This is a genomic window from Desulfogranum japonicum DSM 18378, assembly GCF_000429945.1.
Classification (GTDB): domain Bacteria; phylum Desulfobacterota; class Desulfobulbia; order Desulfobulbales; family Desulfobulbaceae; genus Desulfogranum; species Desulfogranum japonicum.
On sequence record NZ_AUCV01000008.1, the window covers coordinates 16079 to 34044 of the forward strand.

Genomic DNA, 17966 nt, shown 5'->3' on the forward strand with positions numbered 1-17966 from the left:
ATGAAAAATCTCACAGTATTATTAGAGAGCATTGAGCACCTCTCTCCTATGTATATCGGCAATAGAGAGGAGACAACTGAGGTGCGGGGATTGATTGCTGATTCGCGCAAGGCTCAAAAAGGAGATGTGTTTGTCGCACTGAAGGGGAGTCACTGCGACGGACATGATTTTGTGAATGAAATGCTTGCCTTGGGCTGCAGTGCGGTTGTTGTTCAGCGGGGAGCCATAGATCCCCTTTCTCTTGATACTGGTGATACCCTGCTGGTTACAGTTCCGGATACTTATATGGCCCTGGCTGAGATGGCGGCAGCCTGGTACGACTATCCTGCCAGTCAAATGGTGAGGATAGGGATTACAGGGACGAATGGTAAGACAACCTGCACCTGGCTGATTGAAGAAATGCTTGTGGCGTGCGGCTATAAAACAGGTGTTATCGGGACAGTGAATTATCGTTACCGTGATCAGGACGCAACGACTCTTTTGCAGAGTGCACCCATGACCACGCCGGACCCCCTTGTTTTTCAGAGAACGCTGAAAGAGATGGCTGACAACAGGGTAACACACCTGATCATGGAAGTCTCTTCGCATGCGTTGCATCAGTCCAGGATTGGTGGAATGCAATTTGATGTAGCAGTGTTTACTAATCTGAGCTGGGATCATCTCGATTATCACCATGATATGGAAGAATATTTTCAGGTCAAGTCAACACTGTTTACACGTCATTTGAAAGAGGCCGGGTATGCGGTGGTCGTAACGGATGAAAATGCTGGGGAGAGGGACTGGGCTGCAGAAATAGCGAAATTGGTTCCTCAAAATCAGCTGATTCGCTGCGGGTTGCATCAGGGAAACGATATTTTTGTAAGTGAGTTGAAGCAAACCTATACAGGTTCCCGCTGCACATTACATGTTCATGATGAGCAGACGATGTTTGTAAGCCCCTTAACCGGTCGTTTCAATATGCGTAATATTGTTGCTTCGGTAGGGGTTGGAGTCGGGCTGGGTTTTTCTCTGGAATCTACCTGCACAGCTCTACAGAGCGTGCAAAGTGTGCCGGGACGTTTTGAACGGGTGAGTTTGGCCGAAACCGGTGATGCTGATCAACCAGCGGTATTCATTGATTATGCCCATACTCCCGATGCACTGCTCAATGTCTTAGAGACTGCCCGGGCATTACGTCCCAGACGGTTGATCTGTGTCTTTGGTTGTGGTGGAGACCGGGACAGAGGAAAACGGCCTGAGATGGGAAAAATTGTTGGAGAACATGCTGACCTGTCGATTGTAACTGCAGATAATCCGCGAACAGAAAAAAGCGATGCTATTCTGGGAGATATTGTTCCAGGGCTTGAACAGGCTGGAGCGGTTGAACTGAATGAAGAGCATGTATGGAAGACTTCAGAGTGGTCAGGCCGATTCCTGGTCATTGAGGACAGGGCCAGAGCCATTCGGACGGCATGTTCTTTGGCTGGTCATGGGGATTGTGTGATTATTGCCGGAAAAGGACATGAAGACTACCAGATTGTTGGAAGAGAGAAGCGATACTTTGATGATCGCCGGGAAGCTGTAACAGGTTTATTGACCTGGAATAGCGCCAGATTGCTTGCTGCAACGGGGGGGCGTATTTTTTCCGGGCAACAGGATTGTCTGTATGCACAGGTGAAAACAGATAGTCGGGCCGTGGAGCGGGATGACATATTCATCGCACTTCGTGGTGAAAAATTTGATGGACATCATTTCATCGACAGCGCACTGGAGCAGGGTGCTGCTGCAGTTATTGTAGAGGAACAAGTCAAAGATATTCCTGACAATGTTCTTTGTATCCAGGTAACTGATACGCTGTATGCACTGGGTGAACTTGCACGCTATCTGCGAAAAAAAATGCAGAAAAGGATAACTGTTGCGGCTATTACCGGGAGTTCTGGCAAAACCTCGGTCAAGGAGATGGTGGGTGCCATTTTCGCGGAACATTGGCAAACAAAACAGAATGAACCGGACAGAGTTTTAAAGACCCAGGGGAATTTTAACAATCTAATAGGATTACCCCTTTCTCTCCTGCCATTGAGCGGCCAGCATGAGGCTGTCATTTTGGAAATGGGGATGAATAGTCCCGGAGAGATCCAGCGTCTTTGTGAGATTGCTGACCCAGATATAGGCTGTATCAACAATATCCAGGCCGCACATCTTGAAGGACTGGGAACCCTTGAAGGTGTGGCCAGGGCCAAAGGAGAGTTGTTCGCAACAATGAGAACCGATGCTGTGTGCGTAGTTAACTATGACGATGAACATTGTCTGGAACAGGCGAGACAGCACGGGGGTGAGCATGTCGGTTTTGCCGTAACTCCTGATGGAAGGAAATATTCTCCTGCTGTACGGGCTACACGCATACATTGTGATGGAGAAAAGGGGAGTTCGTTTACGCTGCAGATAGAGGATATCAAACACCGTGTCAAGTTGACTGTCCCGGGCATGCACAATGTGAGCAACTGGGTAGCGGCAACTGGCATAGCCTGGGCAGCAGGTGTAGCTTTCGAAACGATTATCAAGTCCATGGAAAACTATCAAAGTGTGGACAAACGAATGTTGCTGGAGGAACTCCCTGGTGGCTTGCGGGTCGTGAACGATACCTACAATGCCAATCCGTCATCCATGACGGCAGCCTTAAGGACTGTGGCGACCTTTGGCAGAAAATGTAAACGCATTGCAATCCTGGGAGATATGCTCGAACTTGGCAAAGATGCATGTATTCTGCATGAACAAGTTGGCGTTGAAGTCGGAAAGCAGGGATACGATTACCTCGCCGTAATCGGTGAGTATGCTGATGCGGTGGCTGGTGGGGCGCGCAAAGGCGGTATGACTTCAGATCAGGTTTTTGTGTTTGATACAAACCAGGCCGCGGCCACCTGGGTGTATCATCTTTTTTCAAATGGCGTATTGGCCCAGGATGATTGGCTCCTGATCAAAGGGTCAAGAGGAATGCGGATGGAAACCACAATAGAGGAACTGCGTGGGCAGTTGAATCATGAGGTAAACGAGATCAATGCTGTATAACTTTCTCTACCCACTTCATACAGATTACAGTTGGCTCAATGTATTCCGGTATATTACCTTCCGGACCATCATGGCTGCTGTGACTGCTTTTGCCATTATGGTAATCGCGGCTCCCTATTTTATTAACTGGTTAAAGAAAAAACAGATTGGACAGGTGGTTCGTCAGGACGGCCCTGAATCTCATTTTTCCAAACAGGGCGTGCCTACCATGGGCGGGGTATTGATTCTGTTCGCCATGACCCTTTCTTCTCTTTTGTGGACAGATTTAACCAATGGCCTGGTCTGGCTTCTTATGGGGATCAGTTTGTTCTTTGGACTGATTGGCTCTGTTGATGATCTCAAAAAAATTCGAAAAGGAAACTCCAGAGGCTTAACAGCCAGGGAAAAACTGTTGCTTCAAGTATTTGGAGCATCAATGGTTGGTTTATACCTGATTGTGCATCCAGAATATGATGGAGCCCTGAGCCTGCCTTTTTTTAAAGGTATCAGACCCGACCTGGGATGGTGGTATATACCTTTTGCGGTCATGATTATTGTAGGAGCCTCCAATGCGGTTAATTTGACAGACGGCTTGGATGGCTTGGCTGCCGGGCCGGTTATTATTACCGGAGCTGTGTATCTGATTTTTTCCTACGTAGCTGGTAATGCTGTGGTATCAGGTTATCTGCAAATTCCTTTTGTACAGGGGGCCGGTGAAGTGGCTGTGTTCTGTGGCACCTTGGTTGGAGCATGTTTGGGGTTTCTCTGGTTCAATGCCTATCCTGCACAGATATTCATGGGAGATGCCGGTTCTCTCTCTCTTGGAGGGACTGTCGGAGCCGTTGCTATCATAACCAAGCAGGAAATATTACTGGCCATTGTCGGGGGAATCTTTGTCATGGAAGCCTTGTCAGTCATTCTCCAGGTTGGCTATTTTAAAATTTCAGGCGGAAAGCGGATCTTTCTCATGGCTCCTTTTCACCATCATTTTGAGAAAAAAGGTTGGGTTGAGCCCAAGGTTGTTATCCGTTTCTGGATTATTTCCGTCATACTTGGGTTGATAGCCCTGGCTACATTGAAATTGAGGTAGTGATGAGGTTATCCCCTGCTGATACAGCGGTTGTACTGGGCTGCGGGAAATCCGGGCTTTCTGTAATTCGTTTTTTACGCAAATACGGAGTGCGTGTATTTGTCTCAGAGACACGGGAGGAGGCCGACCTGCCACAAGATGTGCTATCTCTGCTCCATGATCACGTGGAAGAATATGAATGTGGGGGGCACCGCTCTGATTTTGTCTGTCGGGCTGATTTTGTAGTACCCAGTCCGGGAATCCCTCTGGATTCGAAGATTATTGAGCAGGCCAAAGCGAGTGGATTGCAAATTGTTGGAGAATTGGGATTAGCTGCTGGGCGTTTTCATGTACCGGTTATCGGGGTAACCGGTTCCAACGGCAAGACTACAGTCACAAGCCTTATCGGTCATCTCCTGGAACAGGGTGGCAAGCGAGTTTTTGTAGGTGGCAATATCGGTACACCTCTTCTGGATTTTTTTGCTGAACCATCTGCTTATGACGGGGTTGTTTTGGAATTGTCTTCCTTTCAACTGGAACTCGTGGGATCTTTCAGGCCTGATATCGCTGTGGTGCTGAATATCAGCCCCGATCACCTGGACAGGCATCACAGCATGGCAGCATATGCCCTGGCGAAGAAAAACTTACTTTCTCATCAGATTGCCGGTGATATTGCTGTTCTTGGTGGTGATGATCCTGTTTTGAGTTCCTGGTCCGTAAATCCAGATGTGAAAAAAATATTTTTCGGACAAACTGAAGGGGCTGAGGCACAGGTGAGAGGAGATGAGGTATTGCTTTCCGTCGATACGGGAGGAGGAATGGAAAGCTACCCGCTGGCTCAGGGGGCGCTTTCTTCTCTTGTAAATAGATTGAATGCTGCCGCTGCAATACTTGTTGCCAGTTGTTCAGGGCTTGAAAATAAGTTGATTTGTCAAGGCCTGGAAGGATTCAACACACCACCACACAGAATGTCAGAGGTGGCTGTGATAGATGGCGTACAGTACATAAATGATTCCAAAGCCACAAATATCGGAGCCATGGAAGCTGCCTTGAAAAGCTGCTTGCAACCTGTGGTGCTGATAGCAGGTGGTCGGGATAAGCAAAGTGACTTTACTTTGCTTGCTTCTTTGATACAGCAGAAGGTAAAGCATCTTTTCCTCATAGGTGAAGCTGCTCCTGTTATGCAGCAGGCTTTTTCTTCTGTTGTTTCCATAAGCATGGTCTCCTCTCTTTGTGACGCCGTTAAAGGCGCAAAGGAGCTTGCTGTTGCTGGAGATGTGGTATTGCTTGCGCCAGGTTGCGCCAGCTTTGATATGTTTTCCGGTTATGCTGAACGGGGTAAGGTGTTTTCAGATTGTGTTATGCAGTTAAATAAACTTTGCCAGGAGAAACAATAACAATGGTTACACTGTGCTGTGTGTGCGGCAGAATCGAACAACGTGGCGAATGGCTTGATACATCTGATCTGGCTGACAACGAACTTGTTTCCCATGGATACTGCCCTGATTGTTTCAACGAAGCGATTCAAAATATTGACCGTTATGAGCACGCCTCCGCTTCAGAGTTGTATCAATCTGATAAGATTTTTGTCCCACTCTGCTAGGTTATGACAATGAGACTGGTGATCACTGGAGGAGGCACAGGAGGCCACTTGTTTCCAGGACTTGCTGTTGCAAGGGCCGTAACATCTGACCATGAAGCGCGTGTGCTCTTTGTGTCAACATCCAGAGTCATTGACCAGAAGGTACTTGCATCAGAAGTGTTTGAATGCGTCACAATCAGAGGCTGTGGAATTAAAGGGGTTGGTTTTACGGGTACATTGAAAAGCCTGTTTGTTCTCCCTATGGCTGTATGGGAAGCTATTCGCCTTTTAAAAAGGTTTCGCGCAGAGGTGGTTTTTGCAGTTGGTGGCTACGTTACTGGTCCTGTCATTGTAGCTGCCAGGATGCTGCGTATTCCTGTCTGTATACACGAACAGAACTCCGTTCCCGGGCTTACGAACAGGCTGGCGGGAAAGTTGGCAAATATTATTTGTACATCCATCCCCTGTGGATCGTCTTTTCCTGCAGCGAAGGTGGTTCAGACCGGCAATCCTGTTCGTCATGAAATTCTTGAGCTGATGCAGGAAACCAGAGAGATACATACCGGTAGCCCCTGTTTACTCGTCCTTGGAGGCAGTCAGGGGGCGCATCGGGTCAATGAACTGGTTGTGGAAGCAGTTGGTCTGCTCCAGGAGCAGGGCATAACCCTGAAAGTAATCCATCAAACGGGTGAAAAGGATGCCGCTGTGGTGCGACGGGAATATGAACAGATAAAGGCAGATGCAACGGTCGCACCGTTTATTTCTGATATGGCCTCCTGTTACAGGCAGGCTGATTTTGTAGTCTCCAGAGCAGGGGCTACTACATTATCTGAACTTGCTGTAGCAGGTTTGCCGGCAATTTTGATACCATACCCTTACGCGGCGGATAACCACCAAGTCGGCAATGCTCTCTATTATAAAAAGAAGGGAGGGTGTGAAGTGTATGAGCAGCACGAACTGGATGCTACTGTACTTGCAGGCCATCTCAAGCGCTTATTGACTGAACCGGAACATCTTGCGCAGATGAGTGAACATATGCGATCAGCCGCGATGCCACATGCTACTGAAGCTATTTTGAACCAATGTATGCAGCTAATAGACGAAAAATGTCGATAACAGGTTAACAATATTCAAATTTCTCTTGTTTATGTATAGAAAAACAAAACATATACACTTTGTAGGCATCGGCGGTATCGGTATGAGTGGTATTGCTGAACTCTTACTTAACCTGGGTTATAAGGTCAGCGGTTCTGATCTGGCAGATTCTGCCATTACCAGAAGGTTGTCTGAACTGGGCGCCATTGTCTACAAGGGCCATCAGAAAGAGTGGGTAAACGGAGCTGAGGTCGTGGTGACTTCAACGGCAATTGCTTCAGATAATCCAGAGGTTATGCAGGCAAGAGAAGAGCATATTCCCGTTATTGCACGGGCTGAGATGCTGGCTGAACTCATGCGTCTGAAAAAATATGGTATTGCCATTGCGGGGAGTCACGGAAAGACTTCAACCACATCGCTGGTCGCTACTGTACTTGGGGAAGCGGGAATGGATCCGACTATAGTCGTCGGAGGTAAGGTGGATAGCCTTGGCAGTAATGCCAAACTTGGTGATGGGGAGTTTCTCGTAGCTGAAGCAGACGAGAGTGACGGCTCGTTTTTAAAACTTTCACCAGTCATTAATGTTGTTACCAACATTGATCTGGAACATTTGGATTATTATCGGGATCTTGATCATATAAAAGATGTGTTTTTAGAGTTTATCGACAGATTGCCGTTTTATGGCGTAGCCATAGTCTGTCTCGATGATGAGAATGTGGCTCAAATTCTACCCCAGATACACAAGAGAACCATTACCTATGGGCTTACAGAACAGGCTGACATTTATGCTACAAAAATAGTTCCTCTTGGTATGGGCAGTGAATTTGTCGTTCGTTATCGAGGTGAAGAACTTGGAGCAGTACGCCTCCCCCGTCCTGGGCAACATACCATTTACAATAGTCTGGCAGCCATCGCCGTTGGCCTCGAATTGAACATTGACTTTGCTGTGCTTGCCAGAGCATTGGAAAATTTTCAGGGAGTTGAACGGAGATTACAGGTCAAGGGAGAAAAGAAAGGGATTTTGGTTGTGGATGATTACGGGCATCACCCAACTGAAATCAAAACCACCTTGAATGCCGTGCGCGACGGATGGCCGGAGAGAAGACTGGTGGTTGCGTTTCAGCCACACCGGTACAGCAGAACCAAGGGGCTGTTCCAGGAGTTTGTAACCTCTTTTCACAGGGCCGACCTTCTAGTTATGTGTGATATTTATCCTGCTGGAGAGCAGCCTATAGAAGGCGTATCTGCACAATGTTTACTTGAGGCAATTAAACAGCACGGGCAGAGACAGACACATTTTATCGGAGACCTTGTATCTGAGGCGGAATCCCTGCTGGAAATACTCCAACCCGGAGATCTTCTGTTAACGTTGGGTGCCGGTTCCATAGTTCGCGTGGGTGAACGGGTTCTTGAACTGCTGGACGGAGAATGCTCATAACAATATGGCCTTACCATCCTTTTCTGAGCTTTCTTCACTGCGTCTGGATGTTCGTTTGGATGTGGATATGGGGGCATTCACCACGCTGAGAGCAGGTGGCAAGGCTGCTGCGCTGGTGGATGTACATGATCAGCCAGCTTTATCTGCGCTGTTATCTTGGTGCACGAATAACAACGTTGTCTGGCACATGCTCGGTGCGGGATCCAATGTTCTGGTTGGTCCAGAGAAGTTCCAAGGTATCTTTATCCGCTTGCAAGGAGACTTCAGACAGGTCGTATGTTGTAGTGGACAAAGCAGGAATGTTGCACAGCAGACCATTCGAGTGGGAGCAGGGTATAGTTTATCGAGACTTGTCGCGCTGTGCATGAAAAAAAGTTGGACCGGAATGGAATGGGCATCCGGCATTCCCGGTTCTGTTGGAGGTGCACTTTACATGAATGCAGGAGCATATGGAAGCTGTATGGGCGAACATATTGAATCTATTACATGTTTAGGTGATGATGCTAGGGTTTATCAGTTATCTGCAGAAAAAATGGAATTTCTTTATAGAAAAACCAAGTTTCCTGAAAATATTGTCGGGCCATCTCCTGTAATTCTTGGTACAACTATTGTACTGCAGAAGGGTGAAAAACAACAGATCCGCAATCTGTGCATGCAACTTGTTGAAAAAAGAAAACAAAAAATGCCATGTGGGGCTGGTTCTGCAGGATCATTTTTTAAGAATCCCGATGGTGAATATGCCGGTCATCTTATCGAACATGCCGGTTTAAAAGGCAAAAGAATAGGTGGCGCCCAGGTATCCTTCCGACATGCAAATGTTATAGTCAACCGAGGGCAGGCTACAGCAGCAGATATCCTTGCTCTTATGAGAATTGTCCAGGATGAAGTGAAAAAGAAATCAGGGATAGACCTGGAACCTGAAGTGCAAATTTACTGATTTGTAGAAAATATTATGGCTGCCTACGTACCTCGAGGGAGTTTTTCATCAACTCCTCCCAAAAAAAACAAACCCGGTAAGCTGTCACAGCTATGGAGAAAGCTATGTTCGAGACGAGCACCTCGTGTTCGCTCATCTTCTCCACAGAATCTGATTGCAGGAATGCAGCGTAAAAAAACGCCTCCGGTCAAATATTGTGTCCGGTTTATGATTGTAATTGTTTGTGCAGGGGGCGGTATGCTGGCTACCCATTTTGCACTGCAATTATTAAAAAATTCAGATGTTTTTTTAATATCTGATATTCTAGTGAGTGGAAATAAAGTCATCAGCAGGCAGCATGTCCTGAATACATCAGGTGTCGATCTCGGTAATTCACTGATAAGTGTAGACTGTTCTGAATTGGAAGCCAGGCTCCAGGATCAGGATCACATAGAGTTTGCAGAGGTAAAAAAATACTGGCCTTCAACATTGAAAATTCATGTGCAAGAGTTTGTTCCTTTGGCAATGGTGTATGTGGAGAGTCAATCTGGGGGCGGGCTGTATTATATGGATAAAGTTGGCAAGCTCTTTGCTAAAAGAGAACCAGGTCAGGAACTGGACTTTCCTGTAGTAACCGGAGTGCAGATTCCAGATCTGAGCCAGTCTGTTTCATTGCCTGCCGAAGGGTTGACCAGTGCCGCTTTGACCCTGCTCCAGCTAGCAGCACAGGGCGATGTGATTTTGCCTATACAGTCGATATCAGAGATACATTTGGATATGCAGCAGGGAGTGGTGGTATACCTTGTCGATCAATCGTTTCCTATTTATTTTGGACATGAAAATATGAGAACGAGATATCATCGGCTGGTTGCCATCCTTGATAATCTTTACAGGGAAAACAGTATCGAGGGCATTAAGGCCATTCGAATGGATTATATGCAAAATAAGGTGTTGGTTGCCAGGGCGGAAATGGACAGGTGAAAAGCATGGACAATGTAGAGGTAAGAGAGACCGGAGAATTGGTTGCAGGTCTTGATATTGGAACAACCAAGGTCCTTGCTGTAGTCGGTGAGGTCTTTGATGATAGAATTGATATCATCGGCGTTGGTACCGCTGCGTCAACAGGTTTGAAAAAAGGCGTCGTCGTAAATATCGAAGGAACAGTCAAAGCGATTCGTGAGGCAGTACGCATTGCGTCGGATATGGCTGGTTGTGATATTGAGACAGTGTATGTCGGCATTGCCGGGAACCATATCAAAGGCTTTAATTCACCCGGAATAATAGCTGTAAACAATCAGGAAATTAAAGAGAAAGACATCGAAGCGGTTATTCGGGCCGCTCAAACTGTAAAAATTTCTGATAATCAGCAAATCGTCCATGTGTTGCCTCAGGAATACATGGTAGACGACCATACAGGTATCCAAAATCCTCTTGGAATGACAGGGGTCCGACTGGTTACCAACGTACATATTGTGACTGCCGACGTGACAGCACTGCATAATCTTGTTACCAGTTGCAATCGTGCAGGTCTGGCAGTTTCTGAGATAGTTTTAGAATCGGTTGCATCCTCCCATTCGGTCCTGGGCAAGGATGAAATGGAATTGGGAGTTGCTCTTGTTGATATAGGTGGGGGCAGCACAGATCTTGCAATATTTTGTAATGGGACCATCAAACACACATGGGAACTTGCACTTGGTGGTAATAATTTAACCAGTGATCTCAGTGTAGGGCTCAGGACTCCGTTGCTGGAAGCAGAAGAGCTGAAATATTTATACGGTGGAGCTCTTTCTTCTATGATTAAAGAAAATCATATTATCGAGGTTCCCACTGTGGGAGATCGCAAACCTCGCAAAGTCTCACAAAGGGTCATGGTCGAGATTCTCGAGGCCCGTATAGAAGAAATTTTGCAGATGGTTAATAAAAATATACATGCCAGTGGCTATCGAAATCGTATTAACTCCGGCGTGGTAATCACCGGTGGCACTGCTTTGCTGGCAAATATTGTCGAGATGGCTGAACAGATATTTGATATGCCGGTGCGTGTTGGATATCCGTCAGGAGTCGGTGGCAGAAGTGAGGATGTACACTCGCCCAGATGTACTACAGGTGTCGGGTTAGTGTTGTATGGCAGTAAAGCTACAACATATTCCCCCAGCGAACACGGAGGGTTTTTGAGCAAATTGAAAAACTGGCTGAAAAATATCATCTGAATACGATGAAAAGTGTTTTGGACTGGGTGAGATAGTTGGTATACTTGGATAAATTGAAACAGGAAAATCAGATCTCGGGAGAATCATATGCCGTTCAGAATGGCTGAAGAAGAGTCTGTGGCAGTAATCAAGGTAATCGGCGTTGGTGGTGGTGGCGGTAATGCCATTAATACCATGGTAGAGAACCGATTGGCAGGTGTGCAATTCATCGCAGCCAATACCGATATGCAGGCACTGGAGAAATCACGGGCTGATATTCGTTTACAGCTCGGGCCGGGCATAGCGAAAGGTATGGGTGCCGGTGCTGATCCGGAGACAGGCCAGGAAGCTGCAAAAGAAAGTTACGATGAGCTTCAAAACGCTTTGAGAGGGGCTGACATGGTCTTTATCACCGCCGGTCTCGGTGGTGGTACAGGAACCGGTGCGGCACCTGTTATCGCTAAGCTGAGCCGTGAAGCGGGAGCCCTGACCGTGGCCGTCGTGACTAAGCCGTTTTATTTTGAAGCCAAGAAGCGCATGGGTAACGCTGAGCGTGGATGGGAGCAACTTAAGGAATATGCAGATACTATTATTACTGTACCCAATGATCGTTTGCTCGGGCTGATGAATAAAAACTCCACCCTGGTCGATATGATGAAAATGGTTGATAATGTCCTTTTGCAGGCTGTTAAAGGCATTACTGATCTTATCAATCTACCTGGCCATATCAATGTGGACTTTGCCGACTTGAAAACTGTTATGAAAGAAGTTGGACCGGCCATCATGGGGTCAGGTGCAGCTGTGGGTGAAAACAGAGCGAGTGAGGCCGCTAAGAGGGCCATTGATAACCAGCTTCTTGAAGATGTGGGAATTGATGGTGCCCGTGGAATCCTGATTAATATTTCTGCTGCTCAGGAAACCCTTACCATGAATGAATTCATGGAAGCTTCTGCTCTGATTCAGGAAAAAGCTCATGATGATGCCAATATTATCATCGGAGCATTGTTTGATGAATCGCTGGGTGAAGAGTTGAGGGTAACGGTGATTGCTACAGGTATCCAAAGTATCGATGACTCTGAAACCATTTCTCAGCTCGACATGGTCAGGAATCGTCAGGTTCAGCCTGTAAAGAATCAGAGAGCTGCAGTGGTAAATGGTATCGAAGAAGATACCACCTCTCAGGAGCCGAGTACCTTTTCCATTGCTAAACCCAACAAAATGCCCAAAGGCCTGCCGCGAATGCCGCGACCGGTTTTTGACGATACTGAATACCATGACGATAGATACGATAAACCTGCATATTTGCGAAAAAAAGCTAATTGATTTATCCTTCGGACGCAGTGTTGCAGAGGAGTATGTTTACGAACTGACACCTGTCGATATCTGCCGGTATGCCATAGATCTTGGCCCGAAAACCCTTCCGGGCCAAGATTTCAATCACGATGTAGTTATATAATTGTTGCGAAAAGCTGTCTTACAAGAAACCGGAACTGTTCATAAAAAATGGACGAACCGGCTCCCCATTGCCCTTATCTATGCCAATGCATATCCTGTTGCAGCATCCAATCTTGGACTGCAGATAGTCTATACGCTGCTTAACAGACGCGACGATGTCGTGTGTGAACGCTTTGTGTATCCTTCAGCTCACGAACCCCTGGTTTCTCTTGAGTCTGGACGCCCTTTGCAGGATTTTCCCATTGTGTGCGGGTCTATTAGTTTTGAGGAGGACTATCCTCGCATGGCGGCTCTGCTTGCCGCCGGGCGAATACCTCCTTTTCATCATCAGCGTGGAAGTCGGATAGCACCGGGTGACCCTCTCGTTATATTGGGAGGTGTAGCGGTGTTTATGAACCCTGAACCCCTCGCTCCTTTTGCAGACCTTATGGTTATAGGTGAGGCTGAAGATATCATTAATCCCCTGGTTGATCATCTTCAGCGATACCGCATGGAATCAAGAGCAACCCTCACAAGCCGGGTTGCAGCAGGTATGGATGGGATCTATGCCCCGTCTCATTACAGCATTCATTATAACCATATGGGACAGGTGGAACGCGTTACTCCTGCCAACGATGTCCCTCAACGAGTGAAAAAAGTAGTTCAGAAACATCCAGCCATAGCCGGTCACTCCACGATTCTTTCCCGCGAAGCTGAACTCGGTATGTACATGGTTGAGTTAGGTAGAGGCTGCAGCCGTGGATGCAGGTTTTGCGCTGCTGGCTATATTTACAGAGCACCAAGATTATGGCAGGCTGATTCCATTCTTAAAGCACTTGAAGATCGCCCTGAAGGGGTGGATACCGTAGGCCTGCTTGGAATGGAAATGACTCCGGAAGGTACCCTTGATCAGATTGCAGATTTTCTCTCTCTACACCAGTGCAGATTGTCATTTTCATCCCTTCGAGCAGATCATATTTCTCCCCGAATTCTTGATGTACTTGCCCATTCAAAATTGAAAAGTGTTGCCATCGCTCCGGATGGAGCTTCGGAACGGTTGCGTACCGTTATCAATAAAGGGCTGCGTACGGAAGATCTACGGTCGGCCGCCAGCAGATTGTGCGAAGCTGGGATTTATAATCTCAAATTGTACATTATGATAGGATTACCAACTGAGACTGCAGATGACCTGGACGAATTAGTAGAGCTCATTCAAAATATCCACGGTGATCTTCTAGCCATCGGGAAGGCGCGTGGCCGTTTGACGGAAATTACTCTGTCTGTGAATTCCTTTGTTCCCAAACCCTGGACTGCCTTTCAATATGCTTCGTTCGGAGGGCTGGAGCCTGAGGTAGCTCAGGATTTACATGCTGTGGAAAAGGCAATTCTGGCACTTAAAGGCAAAATCAAGTATCTTCGTAGGGCACTTTCAAAACTTGCCAATGTACGCATCAAAACCGACCATCCTGAGCGTGTGTATCAACAGGCTGTTTTTGCACGGGCAGATCGACGCATTGCTCCCATCCTGTTAGACCTGGGCATGGGAAAATACTCTTTCAAACAGGCTGTTCGCAGGAATATAGTTGAGGACTGGCAATATGCAATACGACCACGAACAAAGGACGAGCTTCTCTGTTGGGAAATTATAGATCACGGAATTCACTCTGCATATTTGTGGAAAGAATATGAAAAATCAATGGCAGGAAAAAGTACTCCGCCATGCCGGCCATCTCATTGCCGCCGCTGCGGCGTCTGTCAAGAGGGTACCTCTCAATTCGCGAAATCGGATTCGTTCGGTACTGAAAAGAAATAATACCGGTGAAGGTCTGCTCCCCTTTGAGCTGGTAAAATATTTTGCTTTTACTGCTCTACTGGCAATGCTTCTTGCTTCGCTGGTACTTGCCTGGATGGTGTCCAACAATGCCCGTACGGTTTTGCTGAAACGTAGCGAAGCATATTCTCAACTTTTTGCCGATAATCTCAACCGACAGGTTTTTCTTCAGTTTGTACTTCCTACCGTAGTACGTTATGGGCGTATTGCCCTGGCGGATCAGAACCAGTATGCTCGCCTTGACCGTATAGTCCTGAATGTCACCCGTGGGATGCGCATAGATTCAGTGACTATTTTTGATTCCAAGGAAAATCGCATTAGTTATTCCACCCAATCTGAGCTTAAAGGCAAGAGAAATATGGGAGGGTTGGAGTATAAGAAGGCCCTTGAAGGGGAGACTTCCACTGTTATAGTGTATGGTGGTTCTTTGCTCAGTCTTATTCCTGGAATGCCGAAGGTCTATTGTACACTGAAAACCTATGTACCTTTTCGGCAGGAAGACCGCTTGGGTATGCGTACCGGTGAAATTATGGGTGTGGTGGAGGTAACTCAAGATCTTTCAGAGGATCTCGAGGCCATCATCCTTTTACAGGCACGTATTATAATTACCTCGCTTGTGATTATGGCTTTTCTGTTTTCCATTCTCAGCCTGATTGTTGTCAGGGCTAACCGGATTATGGCAAAACGGGCAGAAGAACGCATTATACTTGAAGAACAGCTCAATGAATCACAACGATTGGCCTCTTTGGGGAAGATGGTCGCCGCTGTTTCTCACGAGATAAAAAATCCTCTAGGTATCGTTCGTTCCACGGCAGAAGTGTTAAAAAAACGGATTTCCAAAATTGCACCGGGAAATGAGCATCTTGCAGGTATTATTGTTGAAGAAACTTCCAGGCTGGACCGTATTGTTCGAGAATTTCTAGACTTTGCACGTCCGCAAGAAGGAGCAATGAAGGCTGATTCGATAAATCCCGTTGTGGAGCGTGTTGCACGATTTATGGAATCTGAAATCGCTCAGAAGGATATCGAGCTTATCCTGCGCCTATCCCCAAACCTGCCAGATGTCTTTATGGATGGGGAGCAGATATATCAGGTTTTGTTCAACATTATGTACAATGCCGTTCAGGCCATGCCCGAAGGTGGCATTCTGCAACTGCATACCAGCCTTGAACAGAAGAAAAATGAAGTGCGGTTGAGTATTGAAGATACTGGAATAGGTATTAAACCAGAAAATCTGGAGCAGGTTTTTACTCCATTTTACACTGATAAAAGCAAGGGAACAGGCTTGGGGTTGGCCATAGCGAAGAATATCGTCGACAAACATAATGGTTCTATACTTGTGAACAGTATCGTTGATAAGGGCAGTCAGTTCATTGTCAGTTTGCCTGTTCATATTGAGAAGACAGAAAGTGAAGAAATTTAAGGTAGGGTGTTGCATAACCTCCCATGGATGGGGCCATGCCGCGCGAGTTTGCGCTGTCATGGAACAAATGTATCAATTAGTACCTGTTGACTCTGTGTTTGTCACCCAGGTTCCTGAGTTTTTTTTTGAGGAATCTCTTGGAAAGCCGGTAAACTATCATTTTCTGCAAACAGATGTTGGTTTTGTTCAGGCTTCCTGTTTGGACGAAGATCTCGGTCGGACTCGTGCTGCCCTTGACTCCTTTTACCCTCTTTCCAGCGAAAGAGTAGATACCTGCGCCACCTTTTTTGAGGAATGTGATATCATCGTCTGCGATATCGCTCCATTGGGGATTCTGGCAGCCGGAAAATTGGGTGTTCCTTCCGTGTTGATCGAGAATTTTACATGGGACTGGATCTATGAAGCATATTTGCAGAAATGCCCTGAGTTAAAATCTCACCGAAAGTATCTGCAGCATGTTTTTGATCAGGCCGATTATCATATTCAAACACAGCCGGTCTGCTATCCTGGTCAGGCTGATCTGATTGTTGGGCCTGTTGCCCGGTCATTACGCGGCAGTGCAGGGCGTATCCGTAAAGAACTTACAGGTGATGTCTATAATCACTTGATTTTGTTAACCATGGGCGGTGGTGGGCGCAGTGAAATCGCTTTGGAGATTGCCGGCCAGTTTCCTGAATGTCTTTTTCTCACACCCGGCTACGTTCACACTGAACATCCATCCAATGTAATGGCTCTGCCAACGTCTTCCACGTATTATCATCCGGATCTAATTGCAGCTGTTGATATTGTCATAGGCAAGGTAGGGTATTCAACCACAGCAGAGATCGTCCAGGCTGGCAAACCGTTTGGGTATGTAGATCGCCCACTGTTTCCCGAGTCTACTCATCTGATACGATACATAGAAAAGCATCTGCAGGCTACACGGGTATCCAGTGATGCACTGCGCACAGGGTCCTGGTCTGAGCAGTTGGCATGGCTACTTGAACAAAGCCGGCAATCCCACTCTCCTGTAATCTGCAATGGAGCCGAAACCATAGCTGCTTTTCTCCTTGACCTGCAAATTTGACATATTGAATTGGCTGGTTGCCGGTGTCTGATTCATGATCAAATTTTGGAATGCTGCAGCGGATGTTTTGTATCCTTTTAACGCATTGAAAATACTGGCATGTTTAAGGTTTTCTGTTTTTTTGTTGTTGATTCCAATAGATATCGCTACATTGCCCTGATCATCATATGATCTAAGCCTATGTAAAAAGTTGTCTGATAAAGGGGTGATATTCTTAATGGAATGCAATGTCTGTGGAACACAATCCAATATGTCTTTTCGAAACAGAATAAATAAAACTGGTCACTGCTCAATTCTTGTAGTGGATGATGAGCCCCTTGTTCGAACAAGTTTGCATCATGATTTGAATGAGCTCGGTTACCTGGTGGATGTTGCTGAAAATGGAAGGCAGGCTATGGAATTATTATCCAAAGCTGAGTATTCCCTTGTTATTACAGATCTCATGATGGAAGACCTGGATGGATTGCAACTTTTGGAAATGATAAAACAGGAACAACCTGAGCAGGCAGTATTTATTCTTACAGGGTTTGGCGAAATGGACTCTGCAATATCAGCGCTTCGTCTGGGTGCTGATGATTATCTGCTTAAACCCTACGATCATGGTGACATGGTTGCACGGGTCGGAAGATGTCTTGCACGTAAGAGCGTGAACGGACCCTTGAAAAAGAAAGAGGGAACGCTTTGTCTGTGCAGTGAGTGTAAAAAGGTTCGTAACCAGTCCAAAGGCTTTGCTGGTGAATGGATGAGTATTGAAGAATATTTAAGCTCAACCACCACTGACTGCCTGAGTCATGGCATCTGTCCCGATTGTTATCAGCAAAAGATCGAAGAACTGAATCAGCTTATAATGTATGACAATTTGAAATTCAGATAAAGAGGCAACACTGTGTTGCCCCGAA

General features: G+C 46.5%; 14 protein-coding genes. All 14 read left to right on the forward strand.

Translation table 11 applies throughout. From position 1 onward, the window contains the following. The 14 genes from G493_RS0106680 (at position 1) to G493_RS28185 (ending at position 17941) form a co-directional block, all read left to right on the forward strand. Positions 1-3045, forward strand: coding sequence for a UDP-N-acetylmuramoyl-L-alanyl-D-glutamate--2,6-diaminopimelate ligase (locus G493_RS0106680; RefSeq protein ID WP_028579753.1), 3045 nt, complete (start codon positions 1-3; stop codon positions 3043-3045). Continuing rightward, positions 3035-4114: a phospho-N-acetylmuramoyl-pentapeptide-transferase gene (mraY, locus tag G493_RS0106685; protein ID WP_028579754.1), complete on the forward strand. Its 1080-nt coding sequence runs from the start codon at positions 3035-3037 to the stop codon at positions 4112-4114. Before G493_RS0106680 ends, mraY begins: the two co-directional genes overlap by 11 nt. Positions 4115-4116: 2 nt before the next feature. Then, entirely contained in the window at positions 4117-5490 is a 1374-nt protein-coding gene (murD, locus tag G493_RS28165) for a UDP-N-acetylmuramoyl-L-alanine--D-glutamate ligase (RefSeq protein WP_051309080.1), read from the forward strand. 2 nt (positions 5491-5492) lie between these two features. Further along, the gene (locus tag G493_RS0106695; protein WP_028579755.1) at positions 5493-5696 is read left to right on the forward strand and encodes a hypothetical protein; all 204 of its coding nucleotides are present in this window, start codon (positions 5493-5495) and stop codon (positions 5694-5696) included. Between the two features lie 9 nt (positions 5697-5705). Next, positions 5706-6791: an undecaprenyldiphospho-muramoylpentapeptide beta-N-acetylglucosaminyltransferase gene (gene murG, locus G493_RS0106700; RefSeq protein ID WP_035273860.1), complete on the forward strand. Its 1086-nt coding sequence runs from the start codon at positions 5706-5708 to the stop codon at positions 6789-6791. Between the two features lie 31 nt (positions 6792-6822). Continuing rightward, positions 6823-8208 carry a UDP-N-acetylmuramate--L-alanine ligase gene (murC, locus tag G493_RS0106705; protein WP_028579757.1) on the forward strand — a complete coding sequence of 462 codons (1386 nt, stop codon included), beginning with the start codon at positions 6823-6825 and terminating at the stop codon, positions 8206-8208. Positions 8209-8212: 4 nt separating this feature from the next. Further along, a complete protein-coding gene (gene murB / locus G493_RS0106710; protein ID WP_028579758.1) occupies positions 8213-9145 on the forward strand; it encodes a UDP-N-acetylmuramate dehydrogenase in 933 nt (310 codons plus the stop codon). Between the two features lie 207 nt (positions 9146-9352). Then, positions 9353-10105 carry a cell division protein FtsQ/DivIB gene (locus G493_RS0106715; RefSeq protein WP_205623646.1) on the forward strand — a complete coding sequence of 251 codons (753 nt, stop codon included), beginning with the start codon at positions 9353-9355 and terminating at the stop codon, positions 10103-10105. A 5-nt stretch (positions 10106-10110) separates the two neighbouring features. Beyond that, the gene (ftsA, locus tag G493_RS28170; protein ID WP_051309081.1) at positions 10111-11334 is read left to right on the forward strand and encodes a cell division protein FtsA; all 1224 of its coding nucleotides are present in this window, start codon (positions 10111-10113) and stop codon (positions 11332-11334) included. A gap of 87 nt (positions 11335-11421) precedes the next feature. Then, a complete protein-coding gene (ftsZ, locus tag G493_RS0106725; RefSeq protein ID WP_028579760.1) occupies positions 11422-12636 on the forward strand; it encodes a cell division protein FtsZ in 1215 nt (404 codons plus the stop codon). A gap of 133 nt (positions 12637-12769) precedes the next feature. Continuing rightward, positions 12770-14560 (forward strand): radical SAM protein, encoded by a 1791-nt coding sequence (locus G493_RS28175; RefSeq protein WP_051309082.1) that lies wholly within the window; start codon positions 12770-12772, stop codon positions 14558-14560. Positions 14561-14588: 28 nt separating this feature from the next. Continuing rightward, entirely contained in the window at positions 14589-16001 is a 1413-nt protein-coding gene (locus G493_RS34310; RefSeq protein ID WP_232363728.1) for a two-component system sensor histidine kinase NtrB, read from the forward strand. Continuing rightward, complete coding sequence (locus G493_RS0106740) at positions 15988-17067, forward strand: hypothetical protein (protein ID WP_028579761.1); 1080 nt, start codon at positions 15988-15990, stop codon at positions 17065-17067. Before G493_RS34310 ends, G493_RS0106740 begins: the two co-directional genes overlap by 14 nt. A gap of 250 nt (positions 17068-17317) precedes the next feature. After that, the gene (locus G493_RS28185) at positions 17318-17941 is read left to right on the forward strand and encodes a response regulator (protein WP_161629800.1); all 624 of its coding nucleotides are present in this window, start codon (positions 17318-17320) and stop codon (positions 17939-17941) included. Positions 17942-17966 lie beyond the last annotated feature (25 nt).

Bases quoted from the DNA above. Each gene is read 5' to 3' on its own strand.
- murC (WP_028579757.1), top strand. From the start codon at position 6,823: ATGTATAGAAAAACAAAACATATACACTTTGTAGGCATCGGCGGTATC.
- G493_RS0106695 (WP_028579755.1), top strand. From the start codon at position 5,493: ATGGTTACACTGTGCTGTGTGTGCGGCAGAATCGAACAACGTGGCGAA.
- mraY (WP_028579754.1), top strand. From the start codon at position 3,035: ATGCTGTATAACTTTCTCTACCCACTTCATACAGATTACAGTTGGCTC.
- murD (WP_051309080.1), top strand. From the start codon at position 4,117: ATGAGGTTATCCCCTGCTGATACAGCGGTTGTACTGGGCTGCGGGAAA.
- G493_RS0106715 (WP_205623646.1), top strand. From the start codon at position 9,353: ATGATTGTAATTGTTTGTGCAGGGGGCGGTATGCTGGCTACCCATTTT.
- murG (WP_035273860.1), top strand. From the start codon at position 5,706: ATGAGACTGGTGATCACTGGAGGAGGCACAGGAGGCCACTTGTTTCCA.
- murB (WP_028579758.1), top strand. From the start codon at position 8,213: ATGGCCTTACCATCCTTTTCTGAGCTTTCTTCACTGCGTCTGGATGTT.
- ftsZ (WP_028579760.1), top strand. From the start codon at position 11,422: ATGCCGTTCAGAATGGCTGAAGAAGAGTCTGTGGCAGTAATCAAGGTA.
- G493_RS0106680 (WP_028579753.1), top strand. From the start codon at position 1: ATGAAAAATCTCACAGTATTATTAGAGAGCATTGAGCACCTCTCTCCT.
- ftsA (WP_051309081.1), top strand. From the start codon at position 10,111: ATGGACAATGTAGAGGTAAGAGAGACCGGAGAATTGGTTGCAGGTCTT.
- G493_RS28185 (WP_161629800.1), top strand. From the start codon at position 17,318: ATGTCTTTTCGAAACAGAATAAATAAAACTGGTCACTGCTCAATTCTT.